The organism is Halorientalis marina (genome assembly GCF_023028345.1).
GTDB lineage: Archaea > Halobacteriota > Halobacteria > Halobacteriales > Haloarculaceae > Halorientalis > Halorientalis marina.
On the sequence record NZ_CP095490.1, the window covers coordinates 80,837 to 107,115 of the forward strand.

Consider the following 26,279-nt stretch of genomic DNA (forward strand, 5'->3'; position numbering starts at 1 on the left):
GTGGATCTGTTATTCCTCAAAAGTCATCCCGTAGCCCCATTCTTCGAGTTGGCCTTCAACCTCGTCCAAATGGTCAAGTCCTGCTTTCACGAGCGCTTCGCGGAGGTCTGTGAGGGAGACATCATCGCCAAATCGATCCTCAAGCTCCCGGAGTGCATCACGTTCGCCGTCTTTGGTGTCGCTCTGGAGGAACAGCGGCACACGATCACGCCCGTCCTGCACTCCGTCGCGCCGATACTTGTACGGGATTTGCATCGATTGCCGACTTGCCTCTTCTGTTTCAGCAGATTCTGTCGGGGATTGGTCGGCCACGCTATTATTCTGCCCCGTATCTGGCTCTGTGGCGGCCGTCGAATCGTCCGAATCCTCAGCAAATGGATCCTCGCCTGCCCCTTCTTTCATTCCCGTCATGCGATCACCTCGTGATCCAGGTCACCGGGCTCTGGCGGGTTCGGGGCTTCTAGGCCGACGCTCTCCTCGAGATGGCGTGCGATCCGGTCGTATTGCGCGAGCGTTTCCAGCTCGTAATCCCGGCGCCGGTCTCGGTGCTCGCGGACGTAGGTGAACGCCGAACATTGCTCCATCCAACAGCCTTCCATCAGAGATGACCGCTCGCCGATGACCTCCGGGAGTGGATAGTCGATTTCGTCGAGGATCTTCCGCTGGTCTCGCGTGTCCTTGAATCCGATCGGTACTGCCGCCAGAACACCCACCTCGACATCGAGTTGCTCCTCGAGGCCAGCCACGAGTGATTCGAGTCCTTCCACAGCTGCTCGCCCCTTCGCACTCGGCTCGACAGGGATGACCAGAGATCGGGTCGCGTGGATTGCGTTATACAGATGTGGGCCTTCCGTTGCTGGTGGATCGCAGATCAGAACATCATATTCTTCGGGGACGCCAGCCTCCCGGAGGACACGCAGCAGTTGCGCGTGCATACCGAAAGCCTCACCCATTGCTTCAGCCTGGTCTTTCTCCCGCTGGAGGTACTCCGCGAGATCTGAGAGCATGTTGTGCTCGGGGATGATGTCGACGCCATCGACAGTCCGGATGAGGTCTGAAAACTCACCGTTCGGACGCCGTATCATGTGTCGGACGAGGTTATCGACGGATTCTGTGCGCTGGGCATCAACCCCGAGAAGCCGAGACAGGTCTCCATCCTGGGGATCAAGCGGGACGACGAGTGGCTTCAGCCCTGCACGGGCGTGGGCAGCAGCCAGATTCGCCGCGGTGGTGGTTTTACCGACCCCGCCTGCCTCACTGTACGTCGAGTACGCTAACATGCTCACATCATGAATGGCATCCATCTTGAAAGTACGTCAGACACAGTATTGAATGAACACCATTGTTGAATACACCTTCATATAATCTTGAACTGAATCCATGAATACACTGGGTTGGTGTAGTGGTGTGATGTAGTGAACATCATCAATGAATGTATGTAGTGAACATCAGTGGCGAACACACGTACTGGCTGTAGTTCGCTGGATGTGTTCTTGATCGGTCGTGGCTGATACACACTAGAACACGGGTATGGCGGCGGGATTAGAGAAAACCTCAACTTTGGCCCACACCGGATGGCTGAGTATCCCGAACTAGCGGACAGCTGGATCGCCGATAGGCTCGGCGAATGCAACATTTTCCTTGACTTCTGTAATCCGTACTTTCGCCTGATCGCCAGGTTGGGTTCCCGAGACGATGACGATGAACCCGCGTTCAACCTTTGCGATCCCATCGCCTTGGTCGCCCAGGGTGTCGATTGTCACGGACCGGACCTCTCCTTCTTCCACTGGGGGAGAAGGAGTTTGGTTCGATGAATGCTGAATATTGCTGGTGGATCTCCCTTGGTCATCCGCAGTGGTCTTCGACCTCGGTTGACTGTGACTAGGGGAGGATTCGGACTCTGTTGCCGGTTCTGTTCCAGGAAGGAGGGCAACACGATAGGATTGTCCCTCTGAGAGTGATCCATCCTCGACGAGTTCAGAGGGGATTGAAATTTTGTATCGATCACGCTCCTTCTCGAGGGACGTCTCAAATAGCAACTGAAGCGAATCGGATATTTCTACCATTGGCGGGCATAGCGGGTACAGGGGTAAAACTGGCTGGAATTCGGTCCGATACATTTTGCAGGCTCCTGCTCTCAGTAGTTGAGACTGGCCGTCTCAATGCATACGGTTCCGAATCTACTGGAAGCAACTTATTCTTGTCACTCGCTGAATCTTCTGAAGTGATCGCTCTTGAAATAGGCTGGGGCTTCAATCACCGATTATTTCTTGGAGACGGGTGTTGATATGCTAAAAAAGAACCTCTAGAAGGGTGCGGTCGGGGGTCCATCGTCCTCTCCGCCGCTTTCTCCGCTGTCGGTTGTTTCTCCAGGGAATGACGGGCTCTTGCCGCCGTGGCCACTCCCGCCACCACCGCCGGTATTAGCGTGAACGGTCTCTATTTCGGCAATCTCGTTCACCATCCGTTTCTTGATGGCCTGAATCGTCATCGGAGAGATACCGCACCCGCTGCACGCACCCCCGAGTTGGATGGACACCTCGCCGCTTTCCCGGTCAAGGTTCTGGATCGCTGCCGACCCGCCGTGCATTTCGATCTGTGGAAAGTTCTTCTGTAGGAAGGTACCGATTTCCTCGCGCAGGTCATCCTCACTTTTCGCTTCGGAACTCATACCCCGCTGTTTCGACTCTGGCCGTATAACTCTGAATCAACATGATTTTTTGAGATGTTCTAAAGTGATATCATCAGCGGTATAATTAGTGCCCCAACTCCCGAGTGGCCAGGGGTGTAGTCACTGCCAGGTCCGGGCACTGAATCTTTTATTCTTCCGACCGTCGATCCAGTGATGACCGAATTCGACCCGGAGAAATTCGAAGACAAATACGTCCATTACTTCGAAGAACTGGAGACGGCATACTCGAATGCGTACCAGCAACTCCACGGACAGGCCGACTCAGAGGTTCTTCGCGCCATCGACCGACAGGTGCTCAACGAGAGTGAACCGGTCTACGAGGGCGATGGACAATTCCGTATCACCTTACCTGACGATATTGAAGAGCGGAAACAGACCTTGCCCGGCGACGAGGAGACCTTTGATGCCCTTCTCACTGAATTCGTCGATCGGATCGAAGATGAATTGCGCCAGATCTTCGGATTTGAAGAGTAAGCGCGGGGCAGGATCCCTTGATCTGGAGGGGGGGATCAAAAAATAGTCGCCACGAATACAGCGGTAGTGATATCGTTGCGCTCTCGCCCCCTGAGCTACTGAATTGAATTAGACCTGATCGCTCCGCTCGCGTGTCGCTTCTCCGATGCCAGCATTCGCTGAACAAGCAGGACACGCGTACACTACGCCTGTCTCATCGCCAAACACTCGTATAAACCGATCCGAAACGTGCTCTCCGCAGGTGCTGCATTCTGGCATGGTGTTATCGATATGAAAGACATCCAATCCTGGATCGGGGAGTGTCGTCGTCTACGCGATTCAGAATAGGCGCAATGTTGATCAGAGCGTCCGCGCACCCACGATAGTTCGACACGACACCAGTTGGGACAGCGGGTGAACGGTGAACCGACATGTCAGTATCTGTCATCGCTCAGTAGAACTCCCGGACAAGGTCCATCGCGTCGTCCGGGGCGCCGTCGGGGATGTCGGCCATGTTCTCGGTGAGTCCTTCGCGCTGTTCCCAGGGGGTGGAGTTCTCGTCTCGGTAAATGATGCCTTGGTACTCCTTGTCGGCGTCGAGGATGGCATCTTTGGCATCGTCGTAGTCGGTGGGGTCGTGGTCGCTTTCTTGTAGGTCGACGATGGAGTCTCTGAAGTAGTCGTAGGTGTCCACGTCGTTGAACGTCACACACGGTGAGTAGACGTTGACGAAGCCAAAGCCGTCGTGTTCGACCGCCTGCTGCACGATCTCGGTGTGGCGCTGTGCGTCCGACGAGAACGACTGGGCAATGAACGTCCCGCCGGCAGCCAGCGCAAGCGCGAGTGGGTTGACCGGCGGCTGTTTCGGCCCATCGGGCGTCGTCGACGTCTCGAAGTCCTCACGCGACGTCGGCGAGGCTTGGCCCTTCGTCAGCCCGTAGATTCGGTTGTCCATGACGACGTAGCTCATATCGACGTTGCGGCGGACGGCGTGGATGAAGTGGCCCGCACCGATGGAGTACCCGTCACCGTCACCACCGGCGACCATGACCTCCAAGTTCGGGTTGGCCAACTTCGTGCCGATACCGACGGGGAGCGCGCGGCCGTGGACACCGTGGAGCGCGTAGCTGTGCATGTAGGTGCCGATCTTCCCCGAGCACCCGATACCGGCGACGACGAACGTGTTGTCCGGGTCATTGCCCGTGTTCGCGAGCGCTTTCATCATCCCGTTCATCGTCCCGAAATCACCGCAACCGGGACACCAGGTTGGCTGCTTGTCGGATTTGAAGTCGGTGAATCTGACGTCTGAGCTCATGTTGTTATCCTCTCTGTCTCCCAATCTTGACAGCCGGATTCGCCGGCGTATTGTTTCTCATTCCCGGTCACCAGTCGCTCAAGTGATTGCTTGTCATCACTTCGATTGTTTGGGGGTATTGGGATCTACTCGTTCAATTCCTGCGTCAGCGAGTTCGGTTTCTACTGCCGGGGGAAGCGTTTCGAGTGTCTCGTCTACTTGTGGAGCAACTGGTATACCGTCGACTCTCAGTGCCACTAACTTTCCACGGTTGCCCTGTGCGGCGACCTCGAACTCGAACGGGCGATCTCGTTCGTCAAGCGCATACACCCAGACTTTCGAGAGGCCGTTTGCGCTCTCCCAGTGAGCGCTGTTGAGGACGCTGAGACTCCCTGCAGGGGGAACACACGGCGAGCCACACGCCTGGCACTGGCCTGGATGAGGCGAGGTGCCAACGTACTCGTAGTCGGCCCCGCACCGGTAACACTGTAATGTCAGAATCATCGTCAGCGCTCATCCACCCCGAGTTCAGAGCCTCCCCGCTCGCCCCGGGTCAACGTCGATGGCGTCGACAGGGCAGACATCGACACAGAGCATACAGTCGATGCACTGGTCCTCGTAGGTGGGATCGGCCTTGATTTCGGACTCGGGATGGCCAGGGGTATCGGTCCACTCGAATACGTCGACGGGGCAGTCCTCCAGACAGGCCCCGTCCGCAATACAGATGTCGAAATCCACTGCGACATGGGTTCCGTGGATGCCCTGTTTGTCCTCCGTTGGTTCCTCGCCATCTGTCGTCCATACCCGGTGGTCCTCGTGGCGGTCAACTTCCTCGTAGGTGTTCTCGAAACTCGGATCGATAGCCATTGAGATATCCTCTCGTACGTTGTGTAGCGTTCAGCCGACCTGGTCACTACCCGAGCGATCCCTCCATCTCGAGTTCGATGAGCCGGTTCATTTCGACCGCGTACTCGATGGGCAGTTCCTCCGTGAGCGGCTCGATGAAGCCAGCGACGATCATCTGCTTGGCGTCGTCGTCGTCCAGCCCACGTGATTCGAGGTAGAAGACGTCCTCATCGCCGATCTTCCCGACCGTCGCCTCGTGGGCGACGTCGACCTTGCTCTCCTGAATCTCCATGTACGGCATCGTGTCGCTGGTCGACTCGTTGTCGAACATCAGCGCGTCGCACTCCACGCTGGTCGAGGAGTTCTCGGCGCCGTCGGCGATGTGGACGAGCCCGCGGTAGTTCGTGCGGCCGCCGTCTTTCGAGATGGACTTGGACTCGATAGTCGACTTCGTGTCAGGCGCGTTGTGGTACACCTTCGCGCCGGTGTCGATGTTCTGGCCTTCGCCAGCCATGGCGATGGTGATGTGGTTGTCCGTCGCGCCGGGGCCCTTGAGGATGGTCGACGGGTACAACATCGTGGCTTTCGAGCCCATCGACCCCGACACCCACTCCATCGTGGCGTCCTTTTCGGCGATGGCGCGTTTGGTGTTGAGGTTGTAGGTGTTCTTCGACCAGTTCTGGACCGTCGAGTACTGGACGTGGGCGTTCTCCTTGACGAACACCTCGACGCCACCGCTGTGCAGATTGAACGCCGAGTACTTCGGGGCCGAACAGCCCTCGATGTAGTGAACTTCGGAGTTCTCCTCGGCGACGATGAGGGTGTGTTCGAACTGGCCCATCCCCTCCGAGTTCATCCGGAAGTACGCCTGCACGGGCATGTCGACGTTCGTGTCCTCGGGCACGTATACGAACGAGCCGCCCGACCAGATCGCGCCGTGTAGCGCCGCGAACTTGTTGTCGCTCGGTGGCACGGCCTTGGTCATGAAGTACTCCTTGACGATGTCTTCATGCTCCTGGACGGCCTTGTCCATGTCACAGAAGATGACGCCCTTGTCCTCCCAGCGCTCTTGCATGTTCTGGTAGACGATCTCGGACTCGTACTGGGCGCCGACGCCCGAGAGGGCGTTCTTCTCCGCCTCGGGAATGCCCAGTTTGTCGAAGGTGTCCTGAATCTCCTCGGGAAGGTCTTCCCAGTTCTCGGCACCGCCGCGGGTCTCGATGTCCGGGCGAATGTAGGGGACGATTTCGTCGATGTCGACTTCCGAGAGGTCAGGCTGACCGGGCCAGTCGGTGGGCATCGGCATCTCCTGGAACTGCTTCAGCGCTCGCAGCCGGCGCTGGAGCATCCACTCGGGCTCGTCTTTGTCTTCCGAGATCAGGCGGATGGTCTCCTCGGTGAGCCCTTTCTCAGCCTCGAAGGCCGACTTCTCCTCCTTCTTGAACTCGAAGCGAGCTTCGGTATCGGTGTCCTGAAGATGGTCTTGTTCTGAACTCATGAACTCACGTTGAGACTCTGTCCCCATAAGTTTGATTCATGACTATCTTTGATTGCTATCTGTATGAATGATCTCTTAATCTCCTATTCTGAGTATTCAAATTGGTAATTGATTTTTGCGATATAAAAACTTACTATCGCACAGGCTCAAAAGCGGTATATGGTATCATTATCCACTGCTCGTCAGTCCAGGAAGCAGTCTGATAGCCGACCTCTGCTCAGAGCCGGTATACCCAGTTCGTCTGCTACTTTCAGGAGTTGCCGGGTTTGGGATATCCGCTTGTCCCGCCGGCAGCGACGCTCCCGCTCTGTTATCGGGGGGAGCTGAACGTGACTGAGTCATTTACTACGCCAAGGGTTCGCGAAGAAGGCTCTCCCGAGGAACACGGTGAGACGGCCGAAGAAGAGCAGAATGACCTGTCGGCCAAAACGTGTCCGGAGTGCAGTGGACGCATCGTCCACGACGAGGCACAAGCCGAAACCCACTGTCAAGACTGTGGTCGCGTACTCGAATCAGATCAGATTGACCGCGGACCTGAATGGCGTGCGTTCGATTCGCGCGAAAAGAATGACAAGTCGCGGGTCGGAGCCCCCCAAACCCAGCAATTACACGATCGTGGCCTGTCGACGGTTATCGACTGGCGAGACGAAGACGCGTATGGACGGTCGCTCTCGTCTCGTCAGCGAAAGAAAATGCGACGTCTTCGGAAATGGGACGAGCGGTTTCGGACGAAAAACAATCGGGAACGGAATCTAAAGCAGGCGCTGGGGGAGATCAACCGGATGGCCTCCGCGCTTGGATGTCCCGATCCGATCAGGGAAACGACGAGTGTGTTGTATCGGCAGGCACTGGAAAAGGACATGCTCCGGGGCCGGTCGATCGAGGGAATGGCAACAGCAGCCCTCTACGCCGGGTCACGTCTGGAGAATGCGCCCCGGACACTCGATGAAGTTGCTGCCGTGAGTCGTGTCGATAAAATCGAGATCGAGCGCACCTATCGCTATCTGGCAGATGAATTGGAGCTCGAAATGGCCCCGACGGATCCTGAAGCATACATTGCCCGGTTCGCTTCCCAGCTGGAGTGTCCCGATGAAACGGAACGTCGAAGTCGGGAACTGACTCAAGCCGCGGTCGAAGCGGGTGTTCACAGTGGGCGAAACCCAGTCGGGATTGCAGCATCAGCGCTATATGCAGCTGCCAAACTCACAAATCAAGACGTCATCCAGGACGATCTGGCCGAAATCGCTAACGTGAGCAAGGTCACGATTCGGAACCGGTACACGGAAATTCTCGAAGCGGCAGACGAGGTGTCAAGTGGGTGAATAGATCTAAGCGGAAAGCAGTCCTCTTCTGTTCGTCATGTGGGCACGAAAGCCCCATTGAAGGCGATTGGAACGTTCCTTCTGATGGTGGCCAGTACCGGCTCGAATGCCCAGACTGTGGATTTCGACTATTTGCTCTTAGCTAGGTCAGCGCGTCATAGAAACATTCACAACCAATCTACTGCGGTGGAACTCGAAGTGATAAATGTTGGAATAAATATAGGTATAGGGAGCGTTGCAAGAGATAAAGCATCTATTCAGCAGTTCGGATGAGAGGAGAGATAGTTTGACGAATATGACCTAGTTCGTTATATCTAAGACCAAATACACTCTGATACGCAAGATATTTTCGCTTTCAATCGGATGTTCGCGCAATGACTGACGAGACCCTGTACGACCGGCTTGGAAAGAAGGAAGGGATTCGGACGGTCGTTGACGACTTTTATGATCGACTTCTTGCGGACGCCGAGTTGGGTCCGTTTTTCGAGCGAGCGGATATGGAGAAACTCCGACGAACGCAGACGGATTTTTTGTGCGAAGCAGCTGGTGGCCCGGAAACATATGACGCTGAACCAGTCCGTGAGGCACATCTCCACATTCCGTTCACCCCCGATCACATCCAGCGAGCCGTTGAGTTACTGCACGATAGTTTAGACGCGTTCGACGTGCCTGAAGAGGATGCAGACGCCGTCGTTCAGGCAATCGCCGCATACGAGGAGGATCTATTAGCAAGACCCGATGACACCGAGGAAGAGTGAACCCAGAAACTGCAACAAGCCCGCCTCACATCTTGCATGCGAGTCTTACCAAGACTTGGACGGGAAGTGCGTGCGAATCTTTCTATGACACACCAGGGGTGTCATAGAAACAACCACAGACGGGGAGGCTTTTGATGATGGATCACGCTCTATCGGTATGCCCGAACGAAATGTCCTTGGCGAGGAACTTGCCACCTGTAGTACTGATCCGAGGACTGGCTTCGGCCGCGATGGCTGCTGTGGAACTCATCCCAACGATCGAGGCAGACACGAGCTCTGTGCGGTCATGACCGACGAATTCCTGTCGTTCAGCAAAGCGCAGGGCAACGACCTTGTGACGCCGCGTCCGGAGTTAGAGTTTCCCGGGCTTTCCCCTGGCAATCGCTGGTGTCTCTGTCTCGGACGGTGGATCGAGGCGCTTGAAGCCACGCGAGCCGAACGCCTCCCGGAGACGACCGTCCCACCCGTTGTTCTCGAAGCGACCAACGAGGCAGTGCTGGATTCCGTGGATCTGGAGACGCTCGAAAGCCACGCCTACGACGCGTGAGCAGCCGACGGGCGTGATATCGCGCGGTTATACACGATACGCTCTTGTGGCGGAGATTGTTGGTAGCGAACTCTCGTCTCGGTCTGGGTCAATCGAACCTTCGGTAGAAACGGTGACACCCCTGTTCGGTCCCGTCCACCAGTGAGACACAACGACAGCGAAATCGCCCGAAGGCTCTCCACCAACAATCCTCTACGCAAAAGCGTACACGATAACTTCGATTGCTCCCGCTTCGGTGTTCCTCCTAACTGGTGTGATGCCCGTTCTACGACACCCTGTCTAGTGAGTACTCAGCAGCTGAGTAGTGAGTATTTGTAATTGGCGCAGGCTACTCTGGGGCGTATTCTTCGTGAATCCGATCCATCCGCGCCGCCATTACGAAGTCGGTTTTGTGCAGTCCGTCGATTTTGTGCGTCCACATTTCGACTCCCACCTCGCCCCATTGAAGCGAGATATCTGGGTGATGCCACTCTTGTTCAGCAAGTTCCCCGATCTCGTACGTGAACTCGAGTGCATCGCGGAAATCTTCGAACGGATACTCCGCCTCAAGATGATGGTCATTAACGACTTCCCAGACATCATCGTCGATTTCAGTTAGGTACTCGGCGTACTCTGCCTCTGTGAGCGGTTCGTCCTCTGATGTACAGGCCTCACATGCTTCGTCGGCAAGTGATGATGCCATGCCCATACGTTCGACGGGCCCGATACTTGTGTGTTCGTTCTCCGGTCCCGCTACGCTACAGAAGAGCGATCTCACCAGATATCTCAGAGCATTCCAACCCTGCCGAGAACTCTACCGGAGTCCGGACGAGAAGCACTCGAACACGCTGTCGAAGCCACTTTCTGAATCAACAATGTGCTCGAGAAGAGCGTTCGTCAAATCCGGGGTTGATCCCGATGTTTTAGATTGATGGGGCACAGTCAACGAGCGATCGAAGTCAGGAGCTCTGTTCCCCGAGTCCGAACGTTCGGAATGTGGGCGGGTGTGAAAGCACTAGCCGACAACCGATGATAGAGTAGCGCTAATCGACTTCCTCCTCGAAAACCGGACGAACTCCCGTATTGCGTCTGCAACCTCCTCCTCCGAGTCGACACGTTCCGAGTCGTGGGCCGTGACATCGGTGGTGCCATCACGCCTTCAAATTGGAACGTCACCCGGTACACGGGCGTACCATCGGGCAGATGGTGAACTCGGATCTGTGCGGTACCGCTGTCGTGGGGGTAGATCTCGGTACGGCCACCTTCGCCGTATTCCCACTATCCACGTTGAACCGTCTTATTTGAGCCGTTCTTGAAGAACAGCCGGGCAAGCCGTGGTCACGCCCTGAATGGAGAGGATCTGATCGCTAACGATTTCATTCAGCTCGGTACTTCCTGTCGCCTCGAGTTCGGCCATCAACATGTGGTCCCCGGTCGCGGTATATAACGCAGTCAGCGAGTCGAGATTCCTGAGTTTACTCGTCGCCTCAACGTACTGGTCGCTCTCGACGTCAATTCCCACCATCGCAATGCTCTGGTGGTTGACTTTCTTTGGGTCGATCTCGACAGTGTACCCGACGATAGCGCCTTCCTCCTCGAGTTTCTGGATATATTTTCGAGCGGTAGGTCGCGCGACGCCAGCCTGGTCGGCGATCTCTCCGAGAGAAGCTTTCGGATCCTCTTTGAGAATGGAGAGCAGACGATGCTCGAGTTCCTCAGCGTCCATTGTATCTGATTTTATATGAAGCGGAGATCATCGTGCTGGCAGTCGTGTTCAGGTGCGGAAAGATTCGCCACAGCCACACTCCGAAACGATGTTGGGATTTTCAACATCAAAGCCTGCGCCTTGGAGACCCGTCTCATACTCAACAACACTCCCCGCAATATATTGGATACTCGCGGGATCAACGAACACTCGCAGGCCGTGGTGCTCGTAGACGATATCATCTTCGTCAGGACTCGTATCGAACCGCATACCATATGATAAACCCGCGCATCCTCCTTGCCGGACGAACAGCCGAAGTCCTGCCGTGTCAGTGTCCAAGCTTTCTTCCTCTAAGAGAGCGAGAGCCTTATTCGAGGCAGCTTCTGAAACTTCGATTTCAGGTTGTTCACTCTCCTGGGCCGTCGTACTCATACGTTGAGTTGATTGGGCCAGGGTGTTAACCATGACGCTCAAAACTGTGACGTAGAGTTAAGGCTCGAAATTGTCGAGAGACAGCTATACGCGTGGGCTCAGAGCGGTAGATTCCGCTGAAGACTGCCAGAGCCGGACATCATAGAAACCGATCGTTGGACCGAGTTGACCGGATCATGGGCCGTGAGGCGACAAGCCACCCTATTTCAACGTGATACCCGGCACATCGAATCGGGGGACGAACGCAGACACAGAGGATGCCTTGTAATAGTCGTCTTCAGAATCTCTTGTTAATGTAAACGAGTTCTTGAGCGCGTATTGCTCAGTATCTCGTAGTGGGTTCGACTCGTGTGTCTCGCCGAACTGTCTTTCGACGTATCGCCCAGCGACAATACGGTGAGTGGCCGGCGTATGATTCGACACCGCTGTACGGTCGCACATCGCTTGCCGGACTGGAATCAGATATCCGGACAGTCTCGGAGACGTGGTTCGATCACGAGAGCCACGACTCCATCGAGGAGTTCGTCTGTGTTTTCCCGCTAGCCTACTTCCGGTTCAGCGCCCACGACCGATATGCGGGGCCGACACGCTACCAGATGGACACTCTCTTCCGGGTGTTCGTCCTGCAAGAATGCCACGGGTGGGAGCACGAAACCGCACTCGTCGACTACCTCGGGGACCGCCCTGAACTCTGCGAGCAACTGGGTTTCGAGACGATCCCGGACCAATCGACACTGTGGCGAAGTTGGCACGAGCGGTTCACCGCTGACCTCAGGGAGACTGTCGAGACGGCGGCTCGAACGATCCTCATCAAAGCCCAGAATGCAGGTGTCGCGGTTCCGCGTGAGCCGGCACGAAAGCTCCGATACCACGGGGACGAGTCTGGTGAGTCAGACCCGGATGATCAAACTACGTTAGGGCAGGCAGAGAAGATCACCGACCACGTCAGCCGCATCGTGTTCCCGGCGTTTTCGCTGGAACGTGGGGACGGCTGTGAGATACACGAGAACGCTTACTGGGGTTTACAGACGTATCTCGGACTTCGTGAGAGTCTCGCAGCCAACGAGGGCGCTCGTAGTTTCACCTACGAGTCGACTCGTGAGCGGACACCACTCGGACATGCCCACCGCGACCACATTCGTGACCTCTCCATCGCGGAGATCCGCGAGATGTACCGACAGGCCGTCAACACACTCCTGAGCGAAGTCGAGGAGACAGAGGAGTTCTTCCGAGCCGGAATCATCGCCATCGATATCACCGAAGCAGACCCCTTCACTGGTGATAGAACGGGCCACGAAGACGAAATCATCGGCACGAAGGAGAAAACTGACGAGTACGCCTACCAATGGGCGACAGTCCAATTAGTCGGCAACGCCGTTCCGATCGTCCTTGATGCGCGGCCAGTTCAGAAGGGTGAGTCCCGCTTGGAAATTGTCAAGGACCTCTTGGATTCTGCTGAAGAGATGTTACACGTTGATAACGTGCTGATGGATCGGGAGTTCGACAGTCAGCACGTCTTGGAGATGCTCAGCCGACGTGGGCTCTCCTACGTCGTGCCGAAGCGGATGCAGACTAGCGAGAAAGCCCAGGCCAAGCGATTGCTTCGACGTGATCAAGACCGCTACGAGACCGACCGGAAACTCCACCTCGGCAAGAACGAATGGCACGAGACGACGCTGATCTACCGCCGGAAAGAGGACTCCGAGCACGACGATCACCGGCAGTATTCGGTGTTCATGTCGAATTGCGGGAGCGGGCACCTCACAGAGTACGGCTATCGCTGGGAGATCGAGAGCGGCTACAAATCGATCAAACGGTTCATGGCTGCGACAACGTCGAAGGATTTCGGGCTACGGTTCTTTTATTTCGCATTCGCGTGTCTCCTGTACTCGATCTGGCGAGCCGTCGATCTGCTCGTGCAGGTTGAGTTGACTGGTGAGTACGAGCACTCGCCGATCGTAACAGCCGACAATACGCTGACGCTGCTGAAGAAGGAGACTGGAATTGGGTAGAGAGACACTCTGTCTAGGTTAGCGCGCCGTCTGAGTGGCTACACTGTTGGAAGTCACGAAAATTCGTCCATACAATTGAAAGTATGACAGGAATGACCGCTTAGGGAGTGATATGAGGTGATTTGCCTTGACTGAATAGGCCAAATTCACGCATCACAGCCTCGCTAAATTCGGTGTAGTCTCAACTTCCAACTGCTCTTGGTAGTTGAGACTAGCGTTCTCAATGCATATGGATCAGAGATCAAGCAGCCGAAATCTATTCGAGTTGTTAGTCGTCGTCTCCTCGATAGGCGTCGCCACCCCGCTTCTTGATTGTGAGTACGTAGAGAACCTTCTCACCACGATCAGCACGACAGCCGAGACGAAATGGACCGATTCGAAGTTTCTGATGGGGCGCGCCCTCAAGCGGTTTCAGGTAGTCCGTCGGATCGCGCCACTGGTCGGTGACGATCTCGTCCAGTTTCGAGCTAATTCGCTCTTGCGCGTACTCGTCAAGGCCGTCGAACTGCCGGTTTGCGGTGTCGGTGAGTTCCCAGTCCCACGCCTCACTCATCGTCGCTGTTCCCGGCCAGCCCGTGATCTGCCTTCACTTCGTCGCTCGTCTGTGTTCTCCCTTCCTGAATGTCGACTTCACTTGCGAGCATTGCCTTCAGATCTGCCCGGTTGAAATCGGGATGCTTGATTGCATCTCTGAGCACATCACGGATGAACTCGCTCCGACTGTTGTATCCTTCCTCCTGCCAGGTGCCGTCGACATCGGCGAGGAACGTCTCTGTCATCCGGATATTGACCGTCGTTTTCTCAGGGGATTCGGCTTCTGCCATGTCTTCGTGTTGAATCTGTGTAGCAATAACCATTACGCTTGATCTTCAGATCCGAGGTTTCACACACCAGGTTTCGAGTGAAAAGCCGGCCGCTATCTACTGGTTTTTCAGCGGAAGCAGTGGTGTGTCAGGGACTGGAGCACGAGCAAGCAGTCTCGACATTGTATCATATGCTGTTGTTCTCTAAGGTCTGGATATTTGCGCAGTAGTTGAGACTGCTGTTTCCCAGTGGTTCCAGAATCACAGAGTCGTGTGTCTTCCAGTGACGTGACCGAAGGACTCATCGGGAATCGAACACACGAGAGCCTATGGATAGCGACGAGGGGTCGAGCTCACAGACAACTCCCGAACTGGAGGATGTCTCATCACTCGACCGGCTGCCATTGCACTCGACTGATCTGCTGACGTTGCTTGACCCGTCGGGTGTGGTGCTGTACGAGAGTCCGTCCATCGAGCGCCTCTACGGGTACGATCAAGAGGAACTGGTGGGCGAGCAGGTCGCCGAGTACTTCCACCCCGAGGACCGGGACCGCGTCGTCGAAGCATTCGCTGCAATCGTCTCCGAGGACGGCCAACACGTCGAGACGGTCGAATACCGCCACCTGATGGCAGACGGCTCCTACAGGTGGATCGAATCCGTCGGCTCCTCGGATCCGACGCCTGACGGGAATTACGTCATCAATTCCCGGGATATCTCCGAGCGGAAACAGCGCGAGCGTGCCCTCCAGCAGACCCGCGAACAGGTCCAGTCCGAACGGGACGGGAAAGAAGCCATCCGCCAGCTCCTCCTGCAGACCTCGACCGACACCGAAATCGCCGCGAGTGTCTGTCGCTTGCTCGTCGACGACTACGGCTACGAGGCGGCCTGGGTCGTCCGGAAGCAGGGGACACAGGGAGACGATCCGCATCCGGTGGTGATCGCCGATCACGGATCGGACTGGGGTTTCCGGCGACCGGACGAGGACGGCAGCATCGACGCGGCGACACGACGGACACTCACCACTGACGACCCCGTGACGGTCACGATGGACGCCGACGAGGAGCCAGAGATTGGCGCCCAACTGGAGCAGTGTGGGCTGACCTCGGTCCGGTCGGTGCCGCTGGATCACGAGGGGCTGTCCTATGGCGCGCTCACTGTGGTCCGGACGGACGCTGGCAGCCCCGTGGCAGGACAGCTGGTCGACGAGGTGGCAGCAGCGCTCGCGTTCAAACAGCGGATCCATCGCCAACAGGAAGCACTTGCCAGCGAAACCGTGACCGAACTCACGCTTCGATACTCGGGTGAGCACGTCCTGACGGCCCTATCGAGAGCGCTGGCTGCCCAGGAATACGACGACACCGACGGCGACTCCGCCGGCGAGAATAACGGCGACGAGATTGACGCCGAGGACGACAGCCCGGAAGTTGTCGTCGAGGAACTGCAGGGCAGTGACGGTGTCACGTTCCTGCTCAAAACAGCGGACGTGGACGCCGAAACACTCCGGGCGACTGCAACAGGGCTCCCGTCGGTCCGGACGGCGACCGTCGTCACGGAGTCGGAGACGAGGACGGTCGTGTCGATTCGCACCGACGCCGGGTCGATCAGGGAACTCGTCGGTGGACACGGCGAGGTCCTGCGCTCGATTACCGCCCGTGACGGTCGCCTGGAACTAATCGTCGAGTTCCCACGCCGGACCGACCTCGGTGCAATCGTCGACGCCGTGCAGGACCACTGGCCGGAGGCGACCATGCACGCCTGCACCGAGCGGACCGTCGACGACGACCACCCGAGCGCGTTCAGCGGGCTGACGATAAAACAGGAAGACGCCCTCCGGGCGGCCTCGCTGGCGGGCTTTTTCGAGCGGCCACAGGAGGCCAGCGCCGAGGACGTGGCCGCGACGCTCGGCTCCTCGGCCTCGACGTTCCTCCATCACCTGCGCAACGCCGAACGGGCCGTCTTCGAGGATGTCTTCTCTCACGACGGGCGACTCGACTGAGCCGACGGCGCGTGGCTGTCCGCACATACTGGTTGTTTCGTTGTCACTGTTGCGTATATTTGCAAGCCATCTTTACACCGACATGATGCGTAGCGGACAGCAACGTGTATTTGCTAACGTGTCTCTGTGAGAGTCGGTCGCTGGGCACGAGCGCGGTCTACTCTACCGGCGGCCAGCATCGACAGACGACGGACAGCGGTGACAGGCACAAACATCGAATCGTTGGTTCCGCAACCGCAGCAGCGAGTCGCGTGAGCGGTCGGGCACGTCAGCGTCGGGGAGCGAGGCGGCCGTGGTTCTGGCGGTGGTCGGCGTGACCCATAGGGCGGGCAGACTGCTGGCGGTGTATCTCGTCGGGCTGGTCGGACTGGCGCTGCTGGCGACAAGTACCGGGTTCGTCGGGACCGCGGCGGCGGGCAACACCGCCCCGGACTGTTCCACGGTGAGCTACAGCACCGACGGCTCAGGAAACTTGGAGGTCAGCACCATCGACGAACTCCAGTGTATCAACGAAAACCACGACGACGCGACTAGTCGCTCGGACGCGCTGAGCAAGGACTACAAACTCGTCGCCGACATCGATGCTAGCGGGACGAGCAACTGGGACCCCGACGACGACTCGACGACGGAGGGCTTCGACCCCATCGGTGACTCTGGGACGAAGTTCACGGGGACCTTCGACGGAGCAGGCTACGAGGTGTCCGGGCTCACTATCTCGCGTAGTGGGACGAACTACGTCGGCGCGTTCGGGTACATAGAATCCGGTGCCCTGGTCACTGACGTTACCTTTGCGAGTGCCGACATCACGGGGGGCGACCAGACCGGTGGCGTCGCCGGCAGGAACGCAGGCGGGGACATCATCGAGACACGGGTGACTGGGTCGGTCAGCGGCGACAGGTACACCGGCGGCGTCGTCGGCCTCTCCGGCGGCGTCGTCAGACGGTCCGGGTCGACGGCGAGCGTCTCCGGCTCGGGAAATCAGGCTGGCGGACTCGTCGGCGAGAACAGAAATCTGATCGAACAGTCCTACGCGACAGGCAGCGTCAGTGGATCGTTCGACGTCGGTGGACTCGTCGGCAAGAACGACAACGGCGACAACGTGAAGTCGTCCTTTGCGACCGGCAGCGTCTCGGGGTCCAGCACCCTCGGTGGACTCGTCGGGAACAACGCTGGGTCCGTCTCCAACTCATACTGGGACGCGGACGTGAACAGCAACGGTCAGGATGGTGCCAGCACTGGATCGTTCGACGCCACTGGACTCACCACCACGCAGATGCAACGGTTCGCACCGCAGTCGAACATGGGGGACCTTGACTTCGAGACGGTCTGGATCGTCACCAGTGGCTATCCGCGACTCGCCTGGGAAGGGGCGACGGCGCTCACCGTCGACAGCATTGAGGCCACCAGCCCGACCGTCGGCGAGGACGAATCGGGCACCATCACCGTGACCGCAAAGGAGAGCGGCACCGACGCCGGCGAAGGCGTCACCGTCGAAGTCCTCGACGACGATGGCCTCGCTGGCTTCGCCGCGAGCGATACGAAAGTCACCGACACCAACGGCGAGGTCGAGTTCACCTTCGACGAACCGGACCATGGGAGTTACAGCCCCGAGTTCGCGTGGGCCGACGACACGAGCGTCTCTGTCACGCCGACCGTCACCGTTCAGGACGCGCCCGAGGTCACGTCTATCGAGCGGGCGAGCGGCGAATCGAACCCCACCAACGCCGACAGCGTCGACTTCGACGTGACGTTCTCGGAGAGCGTCAGCGGTGTCGATGACGGTGATTTCACGCTTCACACCACGGACAGCGCGAGTGGCACCGTCCAGAGCTTCGGACCGACCACGGCCGGTAACTCGATCACTGTCACGGTCGATTCGATTTCGGGCGACGGTGACATCCGGCTCGATCTGGACGACGACGACGGCATCACCAACGGCAACAGTGTCCCGCTGAGCGGTGAGGGAACCAGTGGCGGGAGTGGTGACGGCTCCTTCACCAGCGGCGAATCGTTCACCGTCGACAACACCAATCCGGGGTTCAGTGCTGGCTCCAGCAACAGCGCGTCGGTCGACGAGGAAAGCACAGCGAGCGATTTCCTCGACGTGGATGCCGGTGACGACGGCCCACCGGGCTCGGAAGTTTCGACGTACGCCCTGTCCAGCGCCGCCGGCAGCGACGCCGGACCGTTCAGCATCGACAGCAGTTCGGGTCAGCTTTCGCTCGACAGCGCACAGGACTTCGAGAACCCGGCCGACGACAACGGCGACGGCGACTACGAACTGGACGTGACGGCCACCGACGACGCGGGCAACACCGCCATCCAGTCCGTTACCGTTAGTATCACCGACGTGAACGACCCACCGACACTGGATACCAACAGCGGTGTGACCGTCGACGAAGGGTCCAACGCGAACCAGATTCCGAACTCGGAGTTAGACGCCAGCGACCAAGATGGGGACTCGATCACCTACACGGTGACCGCTTCTCTCTCGGCGGGTGATCTGTTCATTGACGGGAGTGGCGGCGGGACTGACGACGGAACGCTGGACGGCGAGTCTCCCATCGCCGCTTCTGACTCGTTCACCCAGGCCAACATCGACAACGGAAACCTGCTCTACAACCACGACGGTTCCGAGACCACGAGTGACGATTTCGACTTCGACCTGTCGGACGGCAACGGTGGCTCCGTGACCGGAAAGACGTTCTCGATCACCGTCGACCCCGTCAACGACGCACCGACGCTGGCGGCGACTGGGACGAACCCGTCCTACACCGAAGACGGGAGTGCGGTCACCCTCTACATGTCGGCGTCGGCGTCCACCGTCGAGAGCGGGCAGCAACTCACTGACGTCGAGATGACCGTGAGCAACGTGGCAGAACCAGCCCAAGAGACACTCACCATCGACGGCGAAGCGGTGACGCTGACCGACGGAAACAGCGGGACGACGGCGGCAAATAGCTTCGGGTACAGTGTCACACTCAGCGGTGGAACCGCGACGGTCACCGTCTCGAAGTCGGCGACGCCCGGGGAGTACGAGACCCTGATCAATGGTCTCCAGTACGAGCATACGGGCGACGACCCAAGTACGGGGTCCGACCGCGTGGTCAAACTCACGCAGGTCACCGACAGCGGCGGCACGGCAAACGGCGGTGAAGATACCACGAACCTCGATATCACCAGTACTGTCTCGCTCTCGGCTGTCAACGACGCGCCGACGCTGTCGGTCTCGACCAGCAACCCGACGTTCACTGAGGGCGGGAGTGCAGCCGAACCGTTCTCCTCGGCCAGTACGGATGTCGTCGAGAGCGGCCAGCAGGTCGAGCGCCTCACACTCACCGTCAACAACGTGGCCGACGGCTCGGCGGAGACGCTAACCCTCGATGGGAGTTCCGTCGCTCTCACCGACGGGAACAGTGTCAACACCGCGAATAACGGACTTTCGGCGTCGGTCAGCGCCTCCAGTGGGACGGCGACCGTCACCGTCAGTGGTGGGTTCAGCGAATCGACGGCGAATACGGTCCTCGACACCCTCGCTTACCGGCACACCGGGGACGATCCCTCGACCAGCAACGACCGGACCATCACGATCACCGAGATCGTTGACGACGGTGGGACATCTAACGGTGGCAGCGACACGGCGAGTGTCTCGAAGTCTGGCACCGTCTCGCTCACGCCAGTCAACGACGCGCCGACGGCCATCAGCCTCACCAGCACCAGCGTCGCCCAGTCCAGCGGCACCGACGCGGTGGTCGGGAGCCTCTCTGCCACGGATGTCGACGACAGCAGTCACACGTTCTCGCTGGTCAGCGGGAGCGGTGACGGTGACAACATCGAGTTCAATATCGACGGCGGTGACCTGCGTGCGAACGACGCGTCAGCGCTCGCCGAAGGGGACTACGACGTTCGCCTCGAAGCCAACGACGGCAACGGGGGAACATACGAGAAGGCAGTCACTGTCAGTGTGACCGACGACCTCGCGCCCACCATCGCGTCGAGTACGCCGGCCGACGACGCCACTGGGGTCGCCAGGAGCGACGATATCACGATCACGTTCAGCGAGGACATCGCCTTCGGGTCGGGCACCATCACGCTTCACGAGGACGACGGCGGCTTCAGTGACTGGGAGACCTTCGACGTGAGCAGCGACACTGGCAGCGGCGACGGGACGGTCTCCATCTCTGGGTCGACGCTCCGGATCGATCCCTCGACTGCACTGGCTGGAGCCACCACGTACGCCGTCCAAATCGACGCCGGGGCACTCACCGACACGGCCTCGTCGACAAACGACTTCGGCGGCATCGGTGACGACACCACCCTGAGTTTCACGACGACCGACTCGACAGCGCCGACCGCGAGCGTCGGGTCGGACAGGACCATCGACGAAGGGCAGTCAGTGAGTTTCGATGGGACTGGGTCGACAGACAACGTCGGCATCGTCAGCTACGACTGGGACTTCGACGACGGTGACACGGCCAGCGGTGCGACGACGAGTCACACCTTCGACAGTCCAGGTACCTACACCGTCGAACTGACCGTCACAGACGCCGCAGGCAATACCGACACGGCCACTGTCGAAGTCACCGTCGAATCGACTGGCGGCGGAAGCTCCTCACTGACCGCCGACGCCGGCAGCAGCCGCACCGTCACGGCCGGTGAGAAAGTTACCTTCGACGGCAGCGACTCGACGAGCGACAGCGGAATCACCAGCTACGAGTGGGACTTCGGTGACGGCGAGAGCGCGACCGGCGAGACGGTCACGCACACCTTCGAGGACGCGGCAACAGTACTGGTCGAACTTACTGTCTCGGATGGGTCGACAACTGACACCGACACCATCAGTGTAACCGTCGAGCGGGCGAGTGAGGACGAACAGAGTGACGACAGCAGCGAGAGCGGCGGAAGTAGCGGAAGTGACGGCGGTGGCAGTGCCGGAAGCAGTGGCAGTTCCGGAAGCGGTGGCAGTGGTAATGAGAGCAGTGGCCCCACCGAGACTGGTGGCGACCAGCCCACTGCCGACGATTCCAGCGGCGGGACTGGGACCGTCGTCAGCGGCACTCGCTCGGAGGATGGCAGCGTCACTTTCACCGTCAGTGCTTCCGACGACGACGGTCCGATCAAGCTCGACCTCAGCGGGACTGACGCCGACAGTTCCGACACACCTGCCGATTCCAGTGGCAACGAGACAGACGAGCCAAACCAGACGAACGAGTCCGAGACCGACGCCAGCGGGGCCGAGGGCCAGGACGAGAGTGACGGCAGCGACGACAGTGAAGGCGAGGGTGAGGGTGAGAACGCAGTCTCCGTCGACAGCCTGTCGATCACCCCGAGCGAGAGCGGATCCCGGGAGTTCGATATCTCGGTGCGCGAGTGGGAAGCCAACACCGACACCAGCGAGCGCGGGAGCGAGACCGACGACACAGGGACCGACACGACGGCTCCCGACAATCAGGGAGCGACCGACAGCGTCCGTAACCGCACGGACCCACGGACGTTCCTGGTCGAGACCGGCTCGTCGCCGATTGGCTACGTCGAAGTGACCCACACCAACCCCGACACCGACATCGACAGCGTCACGTTCCGCTTCCGAATCCGGAAAGCCGCGCTGAACGAGACTGGTGTCGACCCGAGTGGTGTGGCGCTCTATCGCGACGAATCCGACGGGTGGACTCGCCTCCCGACCGACGAAGTCGGTGCGAACGCCACCCACTACGTCTTCGAGGGAACATCGCCCGGGCTGTCGCTGTTCACCATCGCCTCGACGCAGCCAGCGTTCGAGGTCGTGCGTGCCAGCAGCCAGTCGGAAACCCGCGACGTTTCCGAGCCGGTCACTGTCGACGCGACGGTCCGCAATCTCGGCGGGGCGGCTGGGACCTACACTGCCGAGTTGCGAGCCAACGGAACAGTCGTCGCTACCAGCGATGTCGACCTCGCCTCGAACTCGACGCGGACCGTGTCACTCTCGTTCACGCCAGCCGACTCCAGGGAGTACACGCTGACAGTCGGCACTGTGTCTGCCGGGACGGTCTCGGTCCAGTCGGACGAGACGCTGACTGAGTCGACACCAGCAGACCAGGAGACCACACAACAGACCACCGCGGCCACAGACAAACCAAGCCAGACAGCAGGTGACACCGAAGCCACGGAGACGACCGACGCGAGTGGCCCCGGCTTCGGCGTCCCTGCGGCGTTCGGTGCGTTCTTGATGATGGTCGTCTTGCGTCGGCGGCGGTCGTAACTCGGGCCTACCCAGGAAGACCTGCTCGGACCAGGGCTTCTGGCGACCGGCCGAGGAGGTAGGATCGACGCGGCGACACGCCGGACGCTCGCCACAGACGACCCGTGACAGTCACGACGGGCACAGACGGGGAGGCCGACATCGTCACTAATCTGGAGCGGTGTGGGCTGTCTTCGGTCCGGTCAATGTCACTGGACCCCGAGGGGCAATTGTGTAGCAATAACGTCACATCTCCAGTCTGTATCACCAGAAACGGATTCTTGAGCGTGGTGAGTCCAGTGTCTCGTAGTGCCACCAACTCGTGACTCTCGACGCGCTGTCTATCGACGAGTTGCACAGCGCCCCCATATCGACTGGCCAGTGTACGATTCGACACCGGTGTACGACCGTCGCTCACTCGCCGGATTGGAATCAGATGTCCGGACTGTCTCGGAAATGTGGTTCTCACACGATGCCCACGACTCGGTGACCCAGTTCGTCTGTTCGCTCCCGCTAGCCTATGTCAGATTCGATGCGCATGATCGCTACGCAGACTCGACCAGCCATCAGATGGATGTGCTCTTTCGGCTATTCGTGCTGAGAGAATGCCACGGGTGGGATCACGAAACAGCGCTCGTTGAGTTCCTGGATCAGCACCTTCATCTCTGCGAGCAGTTGGGCATGGAGACGGTCCCAGATCAGTCGACACTGTGGCGCAGTTGGCGCAAACGTTTCACTGCGGATCTTCGTGAGACTGTCGAGACGGCTGCACGGACGATTCTGATCAAGGCACAGAACGCAGGTGTTGCGGTTCCGCGTGACCCAGAACGGAAGCTCCGACATCAGACTACTGAGTCTGAGAACGAGAGCGCCCCTGATGACAAAACGATCCTAAAGCACGCAGAGCGAATCACTAATCACGTCACCCGCGTTGTCTTCCCAGCGTTCTCACTGGATCGTGGAGATGGGTGTGAGATTCACGAAAATGCGTACTGGGACCTCCAGACACACCTCGGCTTACGCGAGAACCTCGCTGCGAACGAGGGCGCTCGCAGTTTTATTCACGAATCAACACGTGACCGAACACCACTAGGACATGCCCATCGGGACCATATTCGCAATCTCTCTGTCAAACAGGTTCGAGAGATGTACCGGCAGGCAGTGAGGCGTCTGTTGGACGAGGTCGCAGAGACGGGGGAGTTCTTCCGAGCAGGTATCGTTGCCATTGATATTACAGAGGCCGACCCGTTCACCGGTGATCGAACGGGTCACGAAGACGAGATCATCGGGACCAAAGAGAGTTCTGACGAGTACGCCTACCAGTGGGCGACGATCCAGTTCGTTGGTAACGCTGTCCCGATTGTCCTCGATGCACGACCGGTGCAGAAAGGCGAGACGCGAAAAGAAATCGTCGAGGACCTGCTGGAGTCAGCCGAGGATCTCGTCCACGTCGACGAAGTGCTGATGGACCGTGAGTTCGACAGCCAGCACGTCCTCGAAGCTGTCGACAATCGTGGGTTGACATATGTCGTCCCGAAGCGGATGCAGACCAGCGAGAGAGCCCAGGCAAAGCGACTCTGTCGGTGGGATAGGGAACACTACGTCACTGATCGGAAACTCCACCTCGGGAGCAACGAGTGGCACGAAACCACGCTGATCTACCAGCGCAAAGACGACTCAGACCACACTGATCACCGGCAATACGCCGTATTCATGACGAACGGCTATCCTGCGGGGGTGATCTCCCAGTACAACGCTCGCTGGGAAATCGAGAGTGGCTACAAGTCGATCAAGCGCTTCATGGCCGCCACGACCTCCAAGGATTTCGGGCTACGGTTCTTCTACTTCGCGTTCGCGTGTCTGTTGTACTCGATCTGGCGAGCGGTCGATCTGCTTGTCCAGGTCGAGTTGACTGGTGGGTATGAGAAGTCGCCAATGGTGACGGCAGATAACACGCTGACACTGCTGAAGAAAGAAACTGGAATCGGATAGCTGACTTCGTAACCCGACCGAACGCCGCGGTTCTGAGTGACAACTTTGGTAGCAGATACAGAAACTCGCAGAACTAGTATAGAGACCAACAAGAAGTGGTGCGTGAGCGGTTATTCGAAGCAGTTCAGACTCGTTGACCCGTCTGAATATCTGCATTACAGCCCCTCTATAGCCGGTGTAGTCTCATCTTCCCAGGTCAGAGAATCAGTATAGCAATATATGGTTTATTGGAAGTTTATGAAATGCTAAAACGTGGATATTCGGGGATAGACTCTCTGTAACGCGCAATTAGCGTTTTGAGAGTGCCGATTGCCTGTACGTACTCTTAGTGCGATAAGAGTACGTACTTTCAAGCAGGTGGCCGCTGTCTACCAAAGCGAATCCCATGACTCCACCCGACATCCCAGGTATTCCCGCCCAGATAGACCTCGAAACACGGTTCCACGGAGGCGGTGAGTGAGATGAGTTCTTCTGGCAACGGCCAGGGCCACACGGACGGCCAGGATGATCGGCCGGTCGAGGTCGCGGACGTCGTCGAGGATTACCTCACCGACAAGGGCAAAGGAGCGGAAGGAAAGAGTGGGACGTACCGCCGAGATGCAAAACGCGAACTCGACCGCTTTCTCACTTTCCTCGAAGATGAGCGCCCGCGTTCGCCCACGACATTCGAGGAGCTGACCATCCGAGATATCCGCCAATACGCTCGCCATATCGCGACACAGGATTGGACTAAAAGCACGAAGCAGAACTATTACGCCCACATTTCGGCGTTCTGCGGATGGGCAGTACGCGAGGGATATCTCGACGAGAATCCGGCGTTAAAATCACGGGCGAAAGAGCCACTTCCAGAAGACGACGGACGGAAGACCGAGCGCCAACAGGCGTGGTCACCCGAGCAGCGAACGGCACTCCTGGAGTACGTCGACGAACAGGCACACGAAGCCATCGACGAAGTAGGTGAGAACCGCTACGAGGCGATCAAAGCGTGTCGCGACCGAGCGCTCGTCTATCTCCTGTGCTTCTCGGGTGTTCGCGGCGCGGAAGTCCTGGCTGATGTCGCCGACGCCCGGCGCGGTCGCGACGGTCTCCGGTGGTCGGACGTCTCCCTCAATGACAACACAATCACCGTCCTCGGGAAAAAGGGCGAATGGAGCGATAGGGCTGTCCCACCGTCTGCGATCCCGTCACTCGAACGCCTCCGGTCAGTACTGAACCCATCGAGTGACGACTGGCCCGTGTTCACGACGCTGTCGTATCCCACCCTCGTCAAGACGTTCAAAGACGAACTCGTTGAGCGGGACTATACGCGCAAAGAGGCTGAGAGTCTGCATCGCGAGCGGGTGAACGATGGGGACGTCTCGATGATCGAACTCTGTGTCGAGTACGATGTCGACCCTCCGGCGTTGACGACCCACAGCGCACGGCGGATTTTGCAGCGACTCACAGAGGAAGCAGACATCGAGTTGGATGACGACAAACACGGCTATCTTGCCCCGCACGGCGCTCGTCGGGGAGCCGGCGAAGTCATGGTTCGGGAATTCGGTTATACGGAGGCTGCACGACACCTAGATAACTCCGAGGAGGTGGTTCGCGAGCACTACTCACATATCGAGGCGAGTGAACGCGCTCAGATGGCTGAGACGGCGTTTCAGAATCAGCGACCTAGCCAGAAAGATGTGCCCGACCAGGACTCCGACGGGTAGCACTCATCGATCCACTGTGCCCCAGTCGG

General features: G+C 58.5%; 23 protein-coding genes. 10 read left to right on the forward strand and 13 right to left on the reverse strand.

The features are described 5' to 3' along the window. Positions 1-9: 9 nt before the first annotated feature. The 4 genes from MUG96_RS21890 to MUG96_RS21905 form a co-directional block, all read right to left on the reverse strand. The gene (locus tag MUG96_RS21890; RefSeq protein ID WP_246989805.1) at positions 10-411 is read right to left on the reverse strand and encodes a DUF7970 domain-containing protein; all 402 of its coding nucleotides are present in this window, start codon (positions 409-411) and stop codon (positions 10-12) included. Beyond that, positions 408-1,280: a ParA family protein gene (locus MUG96_RS21895; protein ID WP_246989862.1), complete on the reverse strand. Its 873-nt coding sequence runs from the start codon at positions 1,278-1,280 to the stop codon at positions 408-410. The genes MUG96_RS21890 and MUG96_RS21895 overlap by 4 nt, the downstream gene beginning before the upstream one ends. A 312-nt stretch (positions 1,281-1,592) precedes the next feature. Further along, positions 1,593-2,066 carry a TRAM domain-containing protein gene (locus MUG96_RS21900; RefSeq protein WP_246989806.1) on the reverse strand — a complete coding sequence of 158 codons (474 nt, stop codon included), beginning with the start codon at positions 2,064-2,066 and terminating at the stop codon, positions 1,593-1,595. Between the two features lie 239 nt (positions 2,067-2,305). Continuing rightward, positions 2,306-2,671: a NifU family protein gene (locus MUG96_RS21905; RefSeq protein WP_246989808.1), complete on the reverse strand. Its 366-nt coding sequence runs from the start codon at positions 2,669-2,671 to the stop codon at positions 2,306-2,308. Between the two features lie 174 nt (positions 2,672-2,845). On the opposite strand from MUG96_RS21905, the gene MUG96_RS21910 reads away from it, so the two are divergent. Beyond that, a complete protein-coding gene (locus MUG96_RS21910) occupies positions 2,846-3,166 on the forward strand; it encodes a DUF5783 family protein (RefSeq protein WP_246989810.1) in 321 nt (106 codons plus the stop codon). A gap of 108 nt (positions 3,167-3,274) precedes the next feature. Here the strand turns inward: MUG96_RS21910 and MUG96_RS24455 are convergent, their stop codons facing one another. The 4 genes from MUG96_RS24455 to sufB form a co-directional block, all read right to left on the reverse strand. Beyond that, positions 3,275-3,424 carry a DUF7563 family protein gene (locus tag MUG96_RS24455; protein ID WP_443984579.1) on the reverse strand — a complete coding sequence of 50 codons (150 nt, stop codon included), beginning with the start codon at positions 3,422-3,424 and terminating at the stop codon, positions 3,275-3,277. A gap of 172 nt (positions 3,425-3,596) precedes the next feature. Further along, on the reverse strand, positions 3,597-4,460 hold the full coding sequence (locus MUG96_RS21915) for a 2-oxoacid:ferredoxin oxidoreductase subunit beta (protein WP_246989812.1): 864 nt from the start codon (positions 4,458-4,460) through the stop codon (positions 3,597-3,599). 507 nt (positions 4,461-4,967) lie between these two features. Beyond that, positions 4,968-5,306, reverse strand: a complete 339-nt coding sequence (locus MUG96_RS21920; RefSeq protein ID WP_015410544.1) for a 4Fe-4S dicluster domain-containing protein — start codon at positions 5,304-5,306, stop codon at positions 4,968-4,970. Positions 5,307-5,352: 46 nt separating this feature from the next. Further along, positions 5,353-6,783, reverse strand: coding sequence for a Fe-S cluster assembly protein SufB (gene sufB, locus MUG96_RS21925; protein WP_246989814.1), 1,431 nt, complete (start codon positions 6,781-6,783; stop codon positions 5,353-5,355). 329 nt (positions 6,784-7,112) lie between these two features. On the opposite strand from sufB, the gene MUG96_RS21930 reads away from it, so the two are divergent. The 4 genes from MUG96_RS21930 (at position 7,113) to MUG96_RS21945 (ending at position 9,410) form a co-directional block, all read left to right on the forward strand. After that, a complete protein-coding gene (locus tag MUG96_RS21930) occupies positions 7,113-8,105 on the forward strand; it encodes a transcription initiation factor IIB (RefSeq protein WP_246989815.1) in 993 nt (330 codons plus the stop codon). Further along, complete coding sequence (locus MUG96_RS24505) at positions 8,102-8,251, forward strand: DUF8106 domain-containing protein (RefSeq protein WP_505465478.1); 150 nt, start codon at positions 8,102-8,104, stop codon at positions 8,249-8,251. The genes MUG96_RS21930 and MUG96_RS24505 overlap by 4 nt, the downstream gene beginning before the upstream one ends. Positions 8,252-8,479: 228 nt before the next feature. Continuing rightward, positions 8,480-8,863: a truncated hemoglobin gene (locus MUG96_RS21940; protein WP_246989817.1), complete on the forward strand. Its 384-nt coding sequence runs from the start codon at positions 8,480-8,482 to the stop codon at positions 8,861-8,863. A gap of 157 nt (positions 8,864-9,020) precedes the next feature. Continuing rightward, entirely contained in the window at positions 9,021-9,410 is a 390-nt protein-coding gene (locus tag MUG96_RS21945; protein ID WP_246989818.1) for a DUF2237 family protein, read from the forward strand. 328 nt (positions 9,411-9,738) lie between these two features. On the opposite strand, the gene MUG96_RS21950 is transcribed toward MUG96_RS21945, so the two are convergent. The 3 genes from MUG96_RS21950 to MUG96_RS21960 form a co-directional block, all read right to left on the reverse strand. Then, positions 9,739-10,092 carry a 4a-hydroxytetrahydrobiopterin dehydratase gene (locus MUG96_RS21950; RefSeq protein WP_246989819.1) on the reverse strand — a complete coding sequence of 118 codons (354 nt, stop codon included), beginning with the start codon at positions 10,090-10,092 and terminating at the stop codon, positions 9,739-9,741. Positions 10,093-10,686: 594 nt separating this feature from the next. Then, positions 10,687-11,115 carry a winged helix-turn-helix transcriptional regulator gene (locus MUG96_RS21955; protein ID WP_246989820.1) on the reverse strand — a complete coding sequence of 143 codons (429 nt, stop codon included), beginning with the start codon at positions 11,113-11,115 and terminating at the stop codon, positions 10,687-10,689. A gap of 48 nt (positions 11,116-11,163) precedes the next feature. Beyond that, positions 11,164-11,526 carry a HesB/IscA family protein gene (locus tag MUG96_RS21960; protein ID WP_246989821.1) on the reverse strand — a complete coding sequence of 121 codons (363 nt, stop codon included), beginning with the start codon at positions 11,524-11,526 and terminating at the stop codon, positions 11,164-11,166. Positions 11,527-11,861: 335 nt separating this feature from the next. On the opposite strand from MUG96_RS21960, the gene MUG96_RS21965 reads away from it, so the two are divergent. Then, positions 11,862-13,538: a transposase gene (locus MUG96_RS21965; RefSeq protein ID WP_246989822.1), complete on the forward strand. Its 1,677-nt coding sequence runs from the start codon at positions 11,862-11,864 to the stop codon at positions 13,536-13,538. 268 nt (positions 13,539-13,806) lie between these two features. Here the strand turns inward: MUG96_RS21965 and MUG96_RS21970 are convergent, their stop codons facing one another. Both MUG96_RS21970 and MUG96_RS21975 read right to left on the reverse strand, forming a co-directional pair. Continuing rightward, entirely contained in the window at positions 13,807-14,091 is a 285-nt protein-coding gene (locus MUG96_RS21970) for a type II toxin-antitoxin system RelE family toxin (RefSeq protein WP_246989538.1), read from the reverse strand. Continuing rightward, on the reverse strand, positions 14,084-14,362 hold the full coding sequence (locus MUG96_RS21975) for a ribbon-helix-helix domain-containing protein (RefSeq protein ID WP_246989539.1): 279 nt from the start codon (positions 14,360-14,362) through the stop codon (positions 14,084-14,086). Before MUG96_RS21975 ends, MUG96_RS21970 begins: the two co-directional genes overlap by 8 nt. Positions 14,363-14,670: 308 nt before the next feature. Here MUG96_RS21975 and MUG96_RS21980 point away from each other — a divergent pair, with 308 nt between their 5' ends. From MUG96_RS21980 to MUG96_RS21995, 4 genes are all read left to right on the forward strand, one after another. Further along, on the forward strand, positions 14,671-16,338 hold the full coding sequence (locus MUG96_RS21980; RefSeq protein WP_246989540.1) for a bacterio-opsin activator domain-containing protein: 1,668 nt from the start codon (positions 14,671-14,673) through the stop codon (positions 16,336-16,338). 292 nt (positions 16,339-16,630) lie between these two features. After that, complete coding sequence (locus MUG96_RS21985; protein WP_246989541.1) at positions 16,631-22,576, forward strand: PKD domain-containing protein; 5,946 nt, start codon at positions 16,631-16,633, stop codon at positions 22,574-22,576. 288 nt (positions 22,577-22,864) lie between these two features. Further along, a complete protein-coding gene (locus MUG96_RS21990; protein WP_246989542.1) occupies positions 22,865-24,547 on the forward strand; it encodes a transposase in 1,683 nt (560 codons plus the stop codon). Between the two features lie 461 nt (positions 24,548-25,008). Continuing rightward, on the forward strand, positions 25,009-26,250 hold the full coding sequence (locus tag MUG96_RS21995) for a tyrosine-type recombinase/integrase (protein ID WP_123124700.1): 1,242 nt from the start codon (positions 25,009-25,011) through the stop codon (positions 26,248-26,250). Positions 26,251-26,279: the final 29 nt, after the last annotated feature.